14 protein-coding genes are annotated in these 14,764 nt (G+C 59.8%); 8 read left to right on the top strand and 6 right to left on the bottom strand.

The window, feature by feature from the left end; translation table 11 throughout:
- Nucleotides 1–129: 129 nt before the first annotated feature.
- Nucleotides 130–1,119, bottom strand: coding sequence for a Bug family tripartite tricarboxylate transporter substrate binding protein (locus GNF76_RS20735; protein WP_178123472.1), 990 nt, complete (start codon nucleotides 1,117–1,119; stop codon nucleotides 130–132).
- Between the two features lie 30 nt (nucleotides 1,120–1,149).
- Nucleotides 1,150–2,442 (bottom strand): OprD family porin, encoded by a 1,293-nt coding sequence (locus GNF76_RS20730; protein ID WP_155584981.1) that lies wholly within the window; start codon nucleotides 2,440–2,442, stop codon nucleotides 1,150–1,152.
- A gap of 236 nt (nucleotides 2,443–2,678) precedes the next feature.
- Between GNF76_RS20730 and GNF76_RS20725 the strand changes: the two genes are divergently transcribed.
- Nucleotides 2,679–3,350, top strand: coding sequence for a response regulator (locus GNF76_RS20725; RefSeq protein WP_155584980.1), 672 nt, complete (start codon nucleotides 2,679–2,681; stop codon nucleotides 3,348–3,350).
- Nucleotides 3,343–4,728 (top strand): sensor histidine kinase, encoded by a 1,386-nt coding sequence (locus GNF76_RS20720; RefSeq protein ID WP_155584979.1) that lies wholly within the window; start codon nucleotides 3,343–3,345, stop codon nucleotides 4,726–4,728. The genes GNF76_RS20725 and GNF76_RS20720 overlap by 8 nt, the downstream gene beginning before the upstream one ends.
- On the opposite strand, the gene GNF76_RS20715 is transcribed toward GNF76_RS20720, so the two are convergent.
- Entirely contained in the window at nucleotides 4,729–5,550 is an 822-nt protein-coding gene (locus tag GNF76_RS20715; protein WP_155584978.1) for an HDOD domain-containing protein, read from the bottom strand.
- A 36-nt stretch (nucleotides 5,551–5,586) separates the two neighbouring features.
- Nucleotides 5,587–6,528, bottom strand: a complete 942-nt coding sequence (ygfZ, locus tag GNF76_RS20710) for a CAF17-like 4Fe-4S cluster assembly/insertion protein YgfZ (RefSeq protein WP_155584977.1) — start codon at nucleotides 6,526–6,528, stop codon at nucleotides 5,587–5,589.
- A 138-nt stretch (nucleotides 6,529–6,666) separates the two neighbouring features.
- Here ygfZ and GNF76_RS20705 point away from each other — a divergent pair, with 138 nt between their 5' ends.
- Nucleotides 6,667–6,921 (top strand): FAD assembly factor SdhE, encoded by a 255-nt coding sequence (locus tag GNF76_RS20705; protein ID WP_155584976.1) that lies wholly within the window; start codon nucleotides 6,667–6,669, stop codon nucleotides 6,919–6,921.
- Nucleotides 6,905–7,357: a YgfX family protein gene (locus tag GNF76_RS20700; protein WP_178123462.1), complete on the top strand. Its 453-nt coding sequence runs from the start codon at nucleotides 6,905–6,907 to the stop codon at nucleotides 7,355–7,357. Before GNF76_RS20705 ends, GNF76_RS20700 begins: the two co-directional genes overlap by 17 nt.
- On the opposite strand, the gene nadB is transcribed toward GNF76_RS20700, so the two are convergent.
- The gene (gene nadB / locus GNF76_RS20695) at nucleotides 7,326–8,942 is read right to left on the bottom strand and encodes an L-aspartate oxidase (RefSeq protein ID WP_155584975.1); all 1,617 of its coding nucleotides are present in this window, start codon (nucleotides 8,940–8,942) and stop codon (nucleotides 7,326–7,328) included. The two genes, GNF76_RS20700 and nadB, sit on opposite strands and share 32 nt — an antisense overlap.
- 471 nt (nucleotides 8,943–9,413) lie before the next feature.
- On the opposite strand from nadB, the gene rpoE reads away from it, so the two are divergent.
- The 4 genes from rpoE to GNF76_RS20675 all read left to right on the top strand — a co-directional run bounded on the left by rpoE (nucleotide 9,414) and on the right by GNF76_RS20675 (nucleotide 13,258).
- A complete protein-coding gene (rpoE, locus tag GNF76_RS20690) occupies nucleotides 9,414–9,995 on the top strand; it encodes an RNA polymerase sigma factor RpoE/AlgU (protein ID WP_003172477.1) in 582 nt (193 codons plus the stop codon).
- Between the two features lie 32 nt (nucleotides 9,996–10,027).
- A complete protein-coding gene (locus GNF76_RS20685) occupies nucleotides 10,028–10,615 on the top strand; it encodes a sigma-E factor negative regulatory protein (RefSeq protein ID WP_155584974.1) in 588 nt (195 codons plus the stop codon).
- 16 nt (nucleotides 10,616–10,631) lie between these two features.
- Nucleotides 10,632–11,591, top strand: coding sequence for a MucB/RseB C-terminal domain-containing protein (locus tag GNF76_RS20680; RefSeq protein ID WP_155584973.1), 960 nt, complete (start codon nucleotides 10,632–10,634; stop codon nucleotides 11,589–11,591).
- 236 nt (nucleotides 11,592–11,827) lie between these two features.
- Complete coding sequence (locus tag GNF76_RS20675) at nucleotides 11,828–13,258, top strand: DegQ family serine endoprotease (RefSeq protein ID WP_155584972.1); 1,431 nt, start codon at nucleotides 11,828–11,830, stop codon at nucleotides 13,256–13,258.
- A 64-nt stretch (nucleotides 13,259–13,322) separates the two neighbouring features.
- Here the strand turns inward: GNF76_RS20675 and GNF76_RS20670 are convergent, their stop codons facing one another.
- Nucleotides 13,323–14,756 (bottom strand): M48 family metalloprotease, encoded by a 1,434-nt coding sequence (locus tag GNF76_RS20670; RefSeq protein ID WP_155584971.1) that lies wholly within the window; start codon nucleotides 14,754–14,756, stop codon nucleotides 13,323–13,325.
- Nucleotides 14,757–14,764: the final 8 nt, after the last annotated feature.

Here is a 14,764-nt window from a genome sequence, read left to right as displayed (position 1 = left end):
GAGAACTCCTTGGAGACTCTTGTAGGCGCGAGCTTGCTCACGAAGAACACAAGGATGTCGCGTGTATCCATGCAGCACGCGTCATCGTTGAAGTTTTTCGCGAGCAAGCCCGCTCCCACAGAGGGGCGATTACTGGATCAGGCCGAACTCTTTGGCCAACACTTTGTAGTCAGCCACCTGTTTCTTCACGTAGGTGTCCAGCTCCGGGCCGGTCAGGGCGAAGGGAAACAGTTCACGCTGGTCGCGCAGTTCGGCGAACTTCTCCGAAGCCAGGAGTTTGTCGAAGGCATCTTTCCACCAGGCGTAGTCTTCATCGCTGACTTTTGGCCCGAGGTAGAAACCACGTACTACAGGCCAGACGATGTCATAGCCTTGTTCCTTGGCGGTCGGAATGTCCTTCATCTCTGGCTCGTCCAGGCGCTTTTCCGAGAACACCGCCAGCAGGCGCATGTCACCGCTCTGGATATGGGGCATGGAGTCGGAAATATCGGTACTGCCCACCTGGATATGGTTGCCCATCAACGCCGTGACGATTTCACCGCCGCCTTCCAGGGCGACGTAACGCAGGTCACGCGGGTTGATCCCGGCAGCCTTGGCGATCAGTGCAGTTTGCATCCAGTCCTGGCTACCGACAGTGCCGCCGGAGCCAATGACCACTTTGCTCGGATCTTTCTTCAGCGCCTGGACCAGATCGTCGAGGTTTTTGTAGGGGGAATCGCTTTTCACCGCGATGGCACCGTAGCTGGTGCCGACTGCCGCCAACCAGCGCACTGCGCTCTCGTCGAAGCGACCGAACTTGCCCTGGGCCAGGTTCAACAACGAACCGCTGGACCAGGCCACCAAGGTGCCCGCGTCCGCTGGGCGCTGAGCCACCACGGCGTTGTAGGCCACCGCGCCCACGCCGCCAGGCATGTACGTCACACGCATGGGTTTGCTCAGCAGCTTTTCGTTGACCAGCGCGCTTTGCGCCAGTTTGCAGGTCAGGTCAAAACCACCGCCGGGCGAGGCGGGTGCAATGCATTCCGGGCGCTTGGGCTCGCCGGCGGCCAGCAGTTGGCCGGCGAACAGCATGCAGCTGGCTGCCAGGGCCAATTTACGCAGTGAAAGGGTCATGAGAATCTCCGTCATTGTTGTTATGGGGTGGGTCTACTACCACAGTGCGACGCTGTAACTGACCAGCACGCGCACTTCATCCGCATCACGGGCCGAATAGTTGGAACGGTAAGTGGCATTGCGCAAGCGCACGGCCACATCCTTGAACGTGCCGCTTTGCACCACGTACTTGATCTCGCTGTTGCGCTCCCACTCTTTGCCGGTTTCGCCGTTCTTGAGTTTGATGTTGTCGCCGGACAGGTAACGGCTCATGAAGCTCAGGCCGGGAATCCCCAGCTTGGCGAAGTCGTAGTCATAGCGGGCCTGCCAGGAGCGCTCTTCGGCACCGGCAAAGTCGTTGATCTGCACGAAGTTGACCAGGTACGGGTCGCTGCCATCCACGTAAGGGAAGGCGCTGTCACCGGACATGTGCTGGTAGCCGGCGCTGAGCTTATGGCCATTGAGGGCATAGCTGAAGATACCGTTGAGGGATTTGTTATCAATATTGCCGCCACGCGCGCTGCCGGTGTCATCGCTGATGGCCAGGCGCAGGTCGGCGGCGAAGGTGCCAGGGCCCACCGGGCGTGAAGCCATGAGGCCAAGGAAGTGCTGGCGGTACACGTCGTCAAGCTGAGCGAAGTGGTAGCTGCCGGTGATCTTGTCGGCGAACTTGTAGTCCACGCCGCCAAAATTGAAATGCTTGCCGGTGGCGCCGCTGACGAAACGCCCGTTCTTGTTGTTGAGCGCGATGTCTTCGTAATTGCTGTCGTCGCGGTCTTTGACCTTGTCCAGGCGGCCACCGGTGAACACCAGGTTCTTGAACTCCTTGGAGGTCAGCAGGCCGCCGTTGAAGGTCTGCGGCAGGATACGGCCGTCGTTGGGCTTGAGGATTGGCAGTTCCGGGATCAGCGAGCCGACTTTCAGTTCTGTGGCGGAGATTTTCATCTTGCCGGTGATGCCCAGCTTGGAGTACTGGTTGGCCGCACGGCCGTCGTCGTGGGTTGGCAACAGGCCAGTGCCCGTGCGGTCAGGGCTGGAGTCGAGCTTGACCCCGAGCATGCCCAGCACATCGACGCCAAAGCCGACGGTGCCGTCGGTGTAGCCCGATTGCAGGTTGAGCATGAAGCCTTGGGCCCACTCGTCACGTTTGGACTGTTGTTTGCTGGTGCCGTCGCGAAAGTCGCGGTTGAAGTACATGTTGCGGGTTTCGAGGGTCGCGCTGCTGTCTTCAAAGAAGGCGGCTTGGCCAAGCGGTGAAAAACCGGCAAGGGCGGCGGCACTGGCGAGGGCGGTCTGGGTCAGGCGAGAAAAACGAACAGGCGGGCAAGCCTGTGGCTGTGAAGACAGCATCGTTGGAGTACTCCCGTTATTGTTCTTATTTGACGAAAACGCATCAAGGCGTTTTTCGGGCGCTATCGGTGAAATAGCTCGGCGGACGTAACCCACCGTGGCTGGATGCTAAAGGGCGAAGCTTTCACTAACCTTTCAGTTGTCTTTCAATGTTTTCGGGCTTCACAGCCAGGGTGGCGCCTGTAAACTCCCGGTCAAAGTGTGGCGCCGACCACTCCCGAACGAGGTACAGATCCATGCGTGTCCTTCTGGTCGAAGACCATTTGCAGCTAGCCGAAAGTGTCGCCCAGGCGCTCAAGAGCACGGGTTTGACCGTCGATGTGTTGCACGATGGGGTCGCGGCGGACCTGGCCTTGAGCAGCGAGGAATATGCGGTGGCGATCCTCGATGTGGGCCTGCCGCGCATGGACGGTTTTGAGGTGCTGGCGCGTTTACGGGCCCGAGGGAAAAATCTTCCGGTGTTGATGCTGACGGCCCGCAGTGATGTGAAGGACCGGGTTCATGGCCTGAATCTGGGCGCTGACGATTACCTGGCCAAGCCCTTCGAACTCACTGAACTGGAAGCTCGGGTCAAGGCGTTGCTGCGCCGTAGCGTGCTGGGCGGCGAACGCCAGCAAGCATGCGGGGTTTTGGTTTATGACCTGGATACGCGGCGCTTTACCTTGGGCAGTGAATTACTGACCCTGACCTCCCGTGAGCAGGCGGTGCTGGAAGCCTTGATCGCTCGACCGGGCCGGGTCATGAGCAAGGAACAGTTGGCGTCCCAGGTGTTTGGTCTCGATGAAGAAGCCAGCCCTGACGCCATCGAAATCTACGTACACCGCCTGCGTAAGAAACTCGACGGCCAGCCTGTGGCCATTGTCACCTTCCGTGGCCTGGGCTATTTGCTGGAAGCCCGCGATGCATAAGCCCAGCAGCCTGCGTTGGCGCTTGCTGTGGAACCTGGCGCTGTTGCTCGTGGTGCTGATGATTGCCAGTGGTTTGAGCGCTTATTGGAATGGCCGCGAAGCCGCCGACACGGCCTATGACCGAACGCTGCTGGCATCGGCACGGACCATCGCCGCCGGGCTGTCCCATCGTGACGGTACCCTCAGTGCCGATGTGCCCTACGTGGCGCTGGACACGTTCGCCTACGACAGTGCCGGACGGATTTATTACCAGGTCAACGACATTCACCAGCAGCTGATTTCCGGCTACGAAAACCTGCCCGGCCCGCCACCGGGTACGCCACGCACTGACGACTATCCTGCCTTGGCGCGTTTCTACAACGCCAAGTACCAAGGGCAGAACGTGCGGGTGGTGAGCCTGCTCAAGGCGGTGTCCGAACCGAACATGAACGGTATGGCGGAAATCCGCGTGGCAGAAACCGATGAGGCACGGGTCAGCATGGCGCGTAGCCTGATGGCTGACACTTTGTTGCGCCTGGGCATGCTGGCCATTGGTGCGTTGCTGCTGGTGTGGTTTGCCGTCAGTGCGGCACTACGCCCGCTGGAGCGCTTGCGTACGGCGGTAGAGGAACGCCAGCCGGATGACTTACGACCATTGCCATTGGTGGAGGTGCAGCACGAGTTGGGGCCGTTGGTGCGTTCCCTTAACCATTTCACCGAACGTTTGCGTGGGCAGTTCGAGCGCCAGGCGCAATTTATCGCCGATGCTGCCCATGAGCTGCGCACACCGCTGGCGGCGCTCAAGGCCCGCCTGGAGCTGGGCTTGCGTGCCGAAGATCCGGCCACCTGGCGTAGTACGCTGGAAACGGCGGCCCAGGGCACTGATCGGCTGACTCACCTGGCCAACCAACTGCTGTCCCTGGCCCGTATCGAAAATGGTGCCCGGGCGATTGCTGAAGGCGGTGCGCAGTTGCTTGATCTCAGCCAATTGGCTCGGGAGCTGGGCATGGCCATGGCACCGTTGGCGCACGCCCGGGGTGTCGCCCTGGCGCTGGAGGCGGATGAGCCGGTATGGCTACGGGGTGAGCCTACTTTGTTGAACGAGCTGTTGAGTAATCTGGTGGATAACGCACTGGCCCATACGCCACCGGGCGGTAATGTGATCCTGCGAGTCACGGCGCCGGCGGTGCTGGAAGTCGAAGACGATGGCCCGGGTATCCCGCGGGATGAGCGAGATCGGGTGTTCGAACGCTTTTATCGGCGTAGTCAACAGGGCATGGGGTCGGGATTGGGCCTGGCGATTGTCGGGGAAATCTGCCGGGCGCATCTGGCGCAGATCAGTCTGCATGACGGTGAGTCGGCGGGGTTGAAGGTGCGGGTGAGTTTTAACGCGGGGTAGTCAGTAAAACATCGACCGTGCTTCATCCAGGTCGGTGTTGAAGGTGCGGCTTTGCGGGTCGATACGCAGCTTTTTGAAGGCTGGCAGGGTCGACAGGGGCACGGTGGCCAGCGGGTGCTCAGTGCCTTTGTGGCAATACAGAACCGCTACCTGCACCACATCGATGTAATCGAGTTTTTCAGAGTCGCGTGTCAGGTCCAGGTATTGCCCCGGCACGTCCACCAGCATCTCCGGAAAGTCCCAGACGCGCAGCAGTTTGTCCCCCAGCAGCGGGTGGATGCTTTCAATCACATGGTTGAGGCTGACCGGGTCGGCCAGCAGCTCGTAGCGATCTTCGGCATAGGTCAGGATCGGTAGCACGCCAATCTGATGCACCAGGCCACCGAGGGCCGCTTGATCAGGCTTCAATTGGCTGTGATTTCGACACAGGGCGTAGCTGACGCCCGCCACTTCCAGGCTGCGGCGCCAGACATCGCGCATCTTCTGTTCGACCACGTCGGAGCGGGCGTGGAAGATCTGCTCCATCACCAGGCCGATGGCCAGGTTGCTGCTGTAGTTGGTGCCCAGCCGGGTGATGGCGGTGTGCAGGTCAGTGACTTCCTGAGTCGCCCGCAGCAACGGGCTGTTGACCACTTTGATCAGTCGCGCTGACAAGGCGGTGTCGCGGCCGATCACTTTGCTCAAACGGCTGATGCTGATCTCCGGGTCTTCAGCGGCCTGACGAATTTTCAGGGCCACTTCCGGTAACGTTGGCAGAACCAGGTCATCGTTATCGATGGCCTCAACCAAAGCCTGTTGGACTTTTTCCGCCAGCTTGTTCATTTCTAATCTCTAGGGTGCTGCCAAAAAGTACGGCGATTAACGCTGGATCTCGCGATCACGGTCCAGTTGGTAAGGGAGGTCGAGCAACTGCAGGCCCGGTCCTTCCAGCGTACCCACATGCACATCGCCGCCGTCTGCTGCTTCGGCTTGCAGTACCGCGAGAAGTTCAATCACTTGGTCGGCCCGCGCGGCGATGACGACTTCGCCGATGGCGCTGTTGTGGCTTGGAGAAAACAGTGGCGTACCGGGCTCGGGTAGCTCGCTGGCGTCCAGGCTCAGTCGATAGAGGCGGCGCTTGAGCTTGCCCAGGTACTGCATGCGGGCGACGATTTCCTGGCCGGTGTAGCAGCCTTTCTTGAAGCTGACGCCGCCAACGGCTTGCAGGTTGAGCATCTGTGGGATGAACAGTTCGCGGGTCTGGGCCATGACCTGGCCGATCCCTGCGCGGATCTGCCCCAGCAGCCACTGATTCAGATCACCTTCTTTCAAATGTGCGGCCAGTTGGCTGCGCACGGTCTCGGCTTGCGTGGCAGGTGCCCAGAGTTCGGTGCGGCCAGGGGATACACGAATGGCAATCAGCTCGTCAGTACGGGCGACGCTGTCGGTTTCAGGCGGCAGTTCCAGGCCCAGGCCGAGCAGTGCCGAGTCCGCATCCGACAGACCGAAACGCACCCAGGCGGCGCTTTCGTCGGTCAGTTTGGATTTGGAAAACACAGCGTACTTCTTCAGGTCCGCCAGTTGTGGCTCCAGCAGTTCGCTGGCCATGGCCAACAGCACACCATCACCTTGCAGCAGGATCCGGAAGCTCGACTGCATGCGGCCTTTCTGGGTGCAGCGGGCGCCGAGGCTGGCCTGGGTGTCGCTCAGGTAATTGAGGTTGCAGGTCAGTTGTCCCTGCAGGAACTTGGCAGCGTCAGCGCCGCGGACGGCGAGAACGCCTTCGTGGGACAGGGGGCAGAAGAAAGCAGAGTCAGCCATGGGTCATCGCAGGTTGAAAAGTTATGAGTGCATCATAGAGGGGCGTCCGGCAAATGGGTAGTTTCCATATGCCGACCAAAGCCGACTGTTCCGAGCTCCTTGGGCCTGTATACTTGCGCTCTATTTGAGGAGCGCTCCATGGTCGAAGATGTAGAACTCAATCGCCTGTACTGGCACAGTCGTCGTGGCATGCTTGAGCTGGATGTGTTGCTGGTACCGTTCGTCAAGGAGGTCTATGCGCACCTCAATGATGTCGACCGTGAATGCTACCGCAAGCTGCTGGAGTGCGAGGATCAGGACATGTTCGGCTGGTTCATGGAGCGGGCCGAATCGGAAGACCCGGAGCTGCAGCGCATGGTTCGGATGATTCTGGATCGTGTCCAGCCCAAGTAATAGCTTCGAATGCCGCTGGCAGGCCTCACGGCTATTGCTGGCGGGGTATCTCCTCGCCCAGCTGTTCGCGCTGGGTGCATTGATGGTTCTGGCTGTTTCCCTTTGGGTCGCTGTGCTGGGCGCCATCCTTTGCCTGGCTCACGCGGGCTGGGTCCTGCCGCGCCATGTCCTGCTGACTCACCGTTCGTCGATTCGCGGCTTGCGTCGTGATGCTGACGGTTGGCAGCTCTGGAGTCACGAGCGAGGCTGGCACAGTGTGCAACTGCGCCCCGACAGCCTGGCACTACCGTTGATCGTGGTGCTGCGCTTTCGCGTGCAAGGCGATTGGCGGGTGCGCTCGATCTGTGTGCCGAGGGATTCGCAGGTCGCCGATGTGCATCGGCGCCTGCGAGTGCGTTTGAAGTTCAGTCGCCGTAGGTGGCTGGCACCAGAATAGTGTCCCGGGCCTCGGGCAGCATCTGCGGGTAATCGAGGGTGTAATGCAGGCCTCGACTCTCCTTGCGCTCCATGGCCGAGCGGATCATCAATTCGGCTACCTGCGCCAGGTTGCGCAGCTCGATCAGGTCGCGGCTGACCTTGTAGTTGCTGTAGAACTCGTCGATTTCATCCAGCAACAATCGCACCCGGTGCTGCGCTCGTTGCAGGCGCTTGTTGGTGCGCACAATCCCCACGTAGTCCCACATGAAGCGCCGTAGCTCGTCCCAGTTGTGGGCGATGATCACGTCTTCGTCGGAGTCGGTGACCTGGCTGGCGTCCCAGCGGGGCAGGGCGGCAGGCACCGGGATGCGCGGCAGTTGTTCGAGGATGTCGGCAGCCGCCGAGCGGGCATAGACGAAACACTCCAGCAGTGAGTTGCTGGCCATGCGGTTGGCACCGTGCAGGCCGGTGAAGCTGGTCTCGCCGATGGCGTACAGGCCGGGCACATCCGTGCGACCTTGCTGGTCGACCATCACGCCGCCGCAAGTGTAGTGCGCCGCCGGGACCACCGGGATCGGGCCTTTGGTGATGTCGATGTTGAACGTCAGGCAGCGCTCGTAGACCGTCGGGAAGTGGGTCTTGATGAAGGCTTCGGGTTTGTGGCTGATGTCCAGGTAGACGCAGTCGATGCCCAGGCGCTTCATCTCGTGGTCGATGGCCCGGGCCACGATATCCCGGGGCGCCAGCTCGGCCCGTGGGTCGAAGCGCTGCATGAAGCGTTCGCCGTTGGGCAGTTTCAGGTGTGCGCCTTCGCCGCGCAGGGCTTCGGTGATCAGGAAACTCTTGGCTTGCGGGTGATACAGGCAGGTGGGGTGGAACTGGTTGAACTCCAGGTTGGCCACCCGACAGCCGGAGCGCCAGGCCATGGCGATGCCATCACCACAGGCGCCGTCGGGGTTGCTGGTGTAGAGGTAGACTTTGGCCGCGCCGCCCGAGGCCAGGATGGTGAAGCGGGCGCCATAGGTGTCGACTTCGCCGCTGCCACGGTTGAGCACGTAGGCGCCGAGGCAGCGTTCGCCCGGCAGGCCCAGGCGTTTTTCGGTGATCAGGTCGACGGCGACGCGCTGTTCCAGCAGTTCGATGTTGGGGCGCTGCCGGGCCTGGGCGAGCAGGGTCTTGAAAATGGCCGCGCCCGTGGCATCGGCGGCATGGATGATGCGCCGATGGCTGTGGCCGCCTTCGCGGGTCAGGTGGAACTCGAAACCACCGTCGTCGGTGCCAGACTCTTCGTCCCGGGTGAAGGGCACGCCCTGGTCGATCAGCCACTGGATGGCTTCGCGACTGTGCTCGACGGTAAAGCGCACCGCGTCTTCATTGCACAGGCCGCCTCCGGCGTTAAGGGTGTCTTCGACGTGGGACTGGACGGTATCGGTGTCATCCAGTACCGCCGCGACACCGCCCTGGGCCCAGAAGGTCGAGCCATTGGCCAGGTCGCCTTTGCTCAGTACGGCTATGCGCAGATGACTCGGCAGGGTCAAGGCAAGGCTCAAGCCCGCCGCACCGCTGCCAATCACCAGAACATCGTGTTGAAACTGTTGGCTCATTTGAAGGATTCCGCAAAAAGCGATCCGAAGGGTTGGCGCAAACAGGACGCCTGGATCGGCGAATCAAAGGGTCACACGGCCCACTAGTATATAGAGGGGGGGATCGGCACAATAGCCGGGCATTCGTGGCATTGTGAGACTACGGTCAACGAACTGCACGGCTTTCAGAAAACGGCCAGGTGTGAGCGGGGGAACTTTTTGCATAAGCCTCGACTCAATAGCAGGTTGCCCGAAAGCTGGGAAAACGTTGGATTTACTGGTCAGCCTGGAATATGAGGCGTGTCAGAAAACTGGCGAAAAGATTATTCGCGCAGCCGGGGTTGCCCGTGCTGCGTTTTTCGTGTGTGCCAAAACAGTGCGCGCCGGAAACTTGCTTGGAGGGGGAGAACTTTTGCGAAAAGCCCGAGTCTATGTTTGCAAGCCTGATCGTTTAGTTATGCAAGCCTCCTCCAGGTACAACGAGGAGTGTTCATGCTAACCCAGGAAGAGGATCAGCAGCTGGTCGAGCGTGTTCAACGCGGCGATAAGCGTGCATTTGATCTGCTAGTGCTGAAATACCAGCACAAAATTCTCGGGTTGATCGTGCGGTTTGTGCACGACACCCATGAAGCCCAGGATGTCGCACAAGAAGCCTTTATCAAGGCGTATCGGGCACTTGGCAATTTTCGCGGTGACAGTGCGTTTTACACGTGGCTATACCGCATCGCCATCAACACGGCGAAGAACTATCTGGTGTCTCGCGGTCGCCGCCCACCCGATAGTGATGTGAGTTCGGAAGATGCAGAATTTTACGATGGTGATCACGGCCTCAAAGATCTCGAGTCGCCGGAGCGTGCATTGCTGCGCGACGAGATTGAAGGCACGGTCCATCGAACCATTCAGCAACTGCCAGAAGATTTGCGTACGGCATTAACTTTACGTGAGTTCGATGGTCTGAGTTACGAAGACATTGCGAGCGTCATGCAGTGTCCGGTGGGGACCGTTCGCTCCCGGATCTTCCGGGCCCGGGAAGCCATCGATAAAGCCCTGCAGCCGTTGTTGCAGGAAAACTAAAGACAGCGGCGACAGCCAAGAGAGGAACCGCCATGAGTCGTGATGCCCTGCAGGAATCGCTGTCCGCAGTGATGGATAACGAAGCGGATGAATTGGAACTTCGTCGAGTGCTTAATGCATTTGATGACGCCGAAACCCGTGATACCTGGTCTCGTTACCAAGTCGCTCGGGCGGTGATGCACAAGGATCTATTAATCCCTCGTCTGGATATTGCTGCGGCCGTTTCTGCTGCGCTGGCTGATGAAGCCGTTCCGGCAAAGGCTGCTCGCGGTCCTTGGCGTAGCCTGGGGCGTCTGGCAGTAGCAGCCTCGGTGACTCTCGCTGTATTGGCCGGTGTTCGCCTGTATAACCAGGACGAAATCGCCGGTGCCGAATTGGCTCAGCAAACCCAGCAACCAGTTATGGCTGGCCCGCAGGTCAAGGGTCCGGCAGTACTGGCGGGCTATAAGGAAAGCTCTGACGCTACCGGGCCGATGGCCAACGGTGTGCTTCAAGGTCAATCCGGCTGGCAGGATCAGCGTCTGCCAGGTTACCTGCGCCAGCACGCCCAGCAATCGGCGCTCAAAGGCACCGAAAGCGCTCTGCCATACGCCCGCGCTGCAAGCCTGGAAAACCGCTAAACCGCTAAGGAGCCTTATGCGCGCCATACCGCTCCTTGCGCTTTTGCTCAGTGGCTGGTTTGCAGTACCTGCCCATGCCGACGAAGCCCAAGACTGGCTGACTCGTCTTGGGCGTGCAGAGCAACAGCAAAGCTTCCAGGGCACCTTCATCTACGAGCGTAACGGTAGCTTTTCTACCCATGACATCTGGCATCGCGTCCAGAATGGTCAGGTCCGCGAGCGGCTGTTGCAGCTCGACGGTTCCGCCCAGGAGGTCGTGCGTGTCGATGGGCGTACCCAGTGCGTCAGCGGCACTTTGGTTGCCGGACTCGGCGACTCACCTGATTCCTCTGCCCGCGCTCTTGACCCACAAGCACTTAAAGCATTCTACGACCTTGCCGTGATAGGCAAGTCGCGCGTCGCTGGCCGTAATGCCGTGATCGTGGCCCTGACTCCCCGTGACCAATATCGCTATGGCTTCGAGCTGCATCTGGACCGTGAAACCGCGCTGCCGCTGAAATCCTTGTTGCTCAATGATCAGGGGCAGTTGCTGGAGCGTTTCCAGTTCACTCAATTGAATACCTCCGATGTTCCCGACGATCATGAGTTGCAGCCCAGCGGCGACTGTAAGCCGGTAGTGGCCTCCAGCAATAAAGAGTCGGAGGTGGATACCCCTCAAGCGTGGACGCTGGATTGGTTGCCACCGGGCTTCCAATTGACCAGCAGCCGCGCCCGCAAGGACGCCAAGACCAACGTTGTCGTCAACAGCCTGATGTATGGCGATGGTCTGGCACGCTTTTCGGTGTTTTTTGAGCCGCTCAACGGTGCGGCGGTCACCGAGACTCGCACCCAACTAGGACCGACTGTAGCTGTTTCACGACGTCTGACTGCCCCGGAAGGGGAGGTGATGGTGACGGTAGTTGGCGAAATCCCTATCGGTACCGCCGAACGCATTGCCCTGTCTGTACGCAGCGGCTCGACGCCCGTCAAGCCGTGAGTCGTTAATCCTATGTTCATCCTGATATTTCAAAGTTGCGCAGGAGAAAGTCGATGCCTGCTGAGAACATGAAATGTCTGGACAGCATTTTCACTTGCAAAATGTTCCCATGTTTTTTATAGGTCAGGGCTTCTCGGCTCTGGCCTTGTTTTGTTCGTGGAACAAAAATGTCGGCTACAGTTTCCGGCGTTTATTGAACCCTGTCGCTCAACCCTGCTCGTCGTAACGGGAGCTGTATGTCGATACCACGTTTGAAGTCTTACCTATCCATAGTCGCCACGGTACTGGTGCTGGGTCAGGCTGTTACCGCGCAAGCGGCCGAGCTGCCTGACTTCACCCAACTGGTGGAGCAGGCGTCGCCTGCCGTGGTTAACATCAGTACCACCCAGAAGCTGCCGGATCGCAAAGTCTCCAATCAGCAAATGCCTGACCTTGAAGGCTTGCCGCCGATGTTGCGGGAGTTTTTCGAGCGTGGCATGCCACAACCGCGTTCGCCCCGTGGTGGCGGCCAGCGTGAAGCTCAATCCCTGGGTTCGGGCTTCATCATCTCTCCGGACGGCTACATTCTTACCAACAACCACGTGATCGCCGATGCCGACGAAATTCTCGTGCGTCTGGCGGATCGCAGCGAACTCAAGGCCAAGCTGGTGGGCACTGATCCTCGCTCTGACGTGGCCTTGCTGAAGATCGAAGGTAAAGACCTGCCGGTGCTGAAACTGGGCAAGTCCCAGGACCTGAAAGCCGGGCAGTGGGTGGTTGCCATCGGTTCGCCGTTTGGTTTTGACCATACCGTGACCCAGGGCATCGTCAGCGCCATCGGTCGCAGCCTGCCGAATGAAAACTATGTGCCGTTCATCCAGACCGACGTGCCGATCAACCCGGGTAACTCCGGTGGTCCGCTGTTCAACCTGGCGGGCGAAGTTGTCGGTATCAACTCGCAGATCTACACCCGCTCCGGTGGTTTCATGGGCGTGTCCTTTGCGATCCCGATCGACGTGGCCATGGACGTTTCCAACCAGCTGAAAAGCGGTGGCAAGGTCAGCCGTGGCTGGTTGGGCGTGGTGATCCAGGAAGTAAACAAGGACCTGGCTGAATCCTTCGGCCTGGACAAGCCGGCCGGTGCCCTGGTTGCGCAGATTCAGGACGACGGCCCAGCTGCCAAGGGTGGCCTGCAAGTAGGCGACGTGATCCTGAGCATGAACGGCCAGCCGATCGTCATGTCTGCAGACTTGCCGCATCTGGTGGGCGCGCTCAAGGCGGGCAGCAAGGCCAAGCTGGAAGTTATCCGCGAAGGCAAGCGCCAAACTGTCGAGCTGACCGTAGGTGCCATTCCGGAAGAAGGTTCGACGCTTGACGCCCTGGGCAACAAGTCCGGTGCCGAGCGCAGCAGCAACCGCCTTGGCATTGCCGTGGTCGAGCTGACCGATGAGCAGAAGAAGAGTTTCGACCTCAAGAGCGGTGTGGTGATCAAGGAGGTTCAGGATGGTCCTGCTGCCTTGATCGGCCTGCAGCCGGGTGATGTCATCACTCACCTGAACAACCAGGCCATCAACTCCACCAAGGAATTCACCGACATCGCCAAGGCGTTGCCGAAGAATCGCTCGGTGTCGATGCGTGTTCTGCGCCAGGGTCGTGCCAGCTTCATTACCTTCAAGCTGGCTGAGTAAGCCGCTAGTCGTAGTCCAATAAAAAGCCCCGCTTTAGAGCGGGGCTTTTTTGTGGGTGAGCGGTTTAGCTCATCATCCCCTTGACCAGGCGTTCCTGTTCGATCAGCTCACGTTGGCGAGCGTCGATGCGTGACGAGAGTGGGAAGTTGCTGCCGGCACGTCGCTTGGCGAAGTCCAACTGCTGAATGGCCTGCTGGAAGTCGCCCACCAATGCGAAATATTCGGCGCGGGCTTGATGCAGGCCAATGATATTGCCTGACAAGCCGCGAGTTTCTGCGACTTGGTACCAGACGTCCGGGTCATCGGGACGAGACTTGAGCAAACCTTCCAGAGCCTTTTCCGCATCCGCGGTGCGGTTTTGCTTGAGCAGCAGATCCACCCGTACCTGATTCAGCGGATAGTTGCTTGGGTATTGGGTCAGCATCCGGTCTGTGCGCTGCTGGGCATCTGGCAGGCGGTTGTTGGTGATATCCAGTTCGATCTGCGCCAGGTTGTAGGTGATGTCGTTGGGAGCCTTGGCCAGCAGTGGCTTGAGGTTCTCCCGGGCATCATTAAGCTGGGTGCCTTTGATCTGGGCGATGGCCAGGCCGTAGCGTGCCACGTCGTTTTTCGGGTTTTCATCCAATTGGGCACGGAAGCGTTTGGCTGCCAACCCTGGGGTGTCTTCGTAATACAGCTGAACCCGGGCACGAATCAGTTGATAGCGCAGGCTGTCTTCCTTGCCCCCAGGCTTGGACTGTTCGGCGCGGTTACGGGTGTCGGCGATCCGCGATTCGGTCACCGGGTGAGTCAGCAGGAATTCCGGTGGCTTGGCATCGAAACGGTATTGGCGCATCAGGCGTTCAAACATGGTCGGCATGGAGCGTGGGTCATAGCCGGCTTTCTCCAGGTTGAGAATGCCGATACGGTCCGCCTCTTGTTCGTTTTGCCGGGAGAACCGCCGCTGTTCCTGGATTGCTGCCGCCTGGCTGCCGGCAATCGCGGCAATGCCTGCGTCGCCGGCACCTGCGGCGGCGGCGATAATCCCGCCGAGCAGGGCTGCCATCATCGGGATCTGCATGCGTTGCTGCGCTTCCATCCCCCGGGCGAAGTGGCGTTGGGACAAGTGAGCCAATTCGTGGGCCAGCACCGAGGCGTATTCACCTTCGGTCTGGGCATTGAGGAACAGGCCGCCGTTGACCCCGACGATGCCGCCAGGCGCCGCGAAGGCGTTCAGCTGCGGGCTGTTGATCAGAATGAATTCCAGACGCCGGTCGTTGACCTGGCTGGTCTCCACCAGTTTATAAACGCTGGTTTCGACGTAGTCCTTGAGCTGCGGGTCGTTAAGTTGCGAGACCTGGCCGCGCAGGTAAGCCAGCCATGCCCGCCCCAGTTGATATTCCTGTTGCGGCGAGACAATGGCAGAACTGGCGTCGCCAAGTGACGGCAGCTCGTCGGCGAAGCCTGGAGAGGCAAGCAGGCAAGCCAGCGTCAGCAGGGTAGGGCGCAAAAAAGTCATGCACAAAG

The organism is Pseudomonas spelaei, from assembly GCF_009724245.1.
Taxonomy (GTDB): Bacteria; Pseudomonadota; Gammaproteobacteria; order Pseudomonadales; family Pseudomonadaceae; genus Aquipseudomonas; species Aquipseudomonas spelaei.
Note: the sequence above shows the minus strand (reverse complement) of the source record. Positions and strands in the feature narration are given on the sequence as shown.

What these genes read in the sequence shown, in the direction of transcription:
- nadB (WP_155584975.1), bottom strand. Translation starts at nt 8,942, where the DNA reads ATGAGCCAACAGTTTCAACACGATGTTCTGGTGATTGGCAGCGGTGCG.
- GNF76_RS20730 (WP_155584981.1), bottom strand. Translation starts at nt 2,442, where the DNA reads ATGCTGTCTTCACAGCCACAGGCTTGCCCGCCTGTTCGTTTTTCTCGC.
- GNF76_RS20675 (WP_155584972.1), top strand. Translation starts at nt 11,828, where the DNA reads ATGTCGATACCACGTTTGAAGTCTTACCTATCCATAGTCGCCACGGTA.
- GNF76_RS20705 (WP_155584976.1), top strand. Translation starts at nt 6,667, where the DNA reads ATGGTCGAAGATGTAGAACTCAATCGCCTGTACTGGCACAGTCGTCGT.
- GNF76_RS20720 (WP_155584979.1), top strand. Translation starts at nt 3,343, where the DNA reads ATGCATAAGCCCAGCAGCCTGCGTTGGCGCTTGCTGTGGAACCTGGCG.
- GNF76_RS20680 (WP_155584973.1), top strand. Translation starts at nt 10,632, where the DNA reads ATGCGCGCCATACCGCTCCTTGCGCTTTTGCTCAGTGGCTGGTTTGCA.
- ygfZ (WP_155584977.1), bottom strand. Translation starts at nt 6,528, where the DNA reads ATGGCTGACTCTGCTTTCTTCTGCCCCCTGTCCCACGAAGGCGTTCTC.
- rpoE (WP_003172477.1), top strand. Translation starts at nt 9,414, where the DNA reads ATGCTAACCCAGGAAGAGGATCAGCAGCTGGTCGAGCGTGTTCAACGC.
- GNF76_RS20685 (WP_155584974.1), top strand. Translation starts at nt 10,028, where the DNA reads ATGAGTCGTGATGCCCTGCAGGAATCGCTGTCCGCAGTGATGGATAAC.
- GNF76_RS20670 (WP_155584971.1), bottom strand. Translation starts at nt 14,756, where the DNA reads ATGACTTTTTTGCGCCCTACCCTGCTGACGCTGGCTTGCCTGCTTGCC.
- GNF76_RS20715 (WP_155584978.1), bottom strand. Translation starts at nt 5,550, where the DNA reads ATGAACAAGCTGGCGGAAAAAGTCCAACAGGCTTTGGTTGAGGCCATC.
- GNF76_RS20725 (WP_155584980.1), top strand. Translation starts at nt 2,679, where the DNA reads ATGCGTGTCCTTCTGGTCGAAGACCATTTGCAGCTAGCCGAAAGTGTC.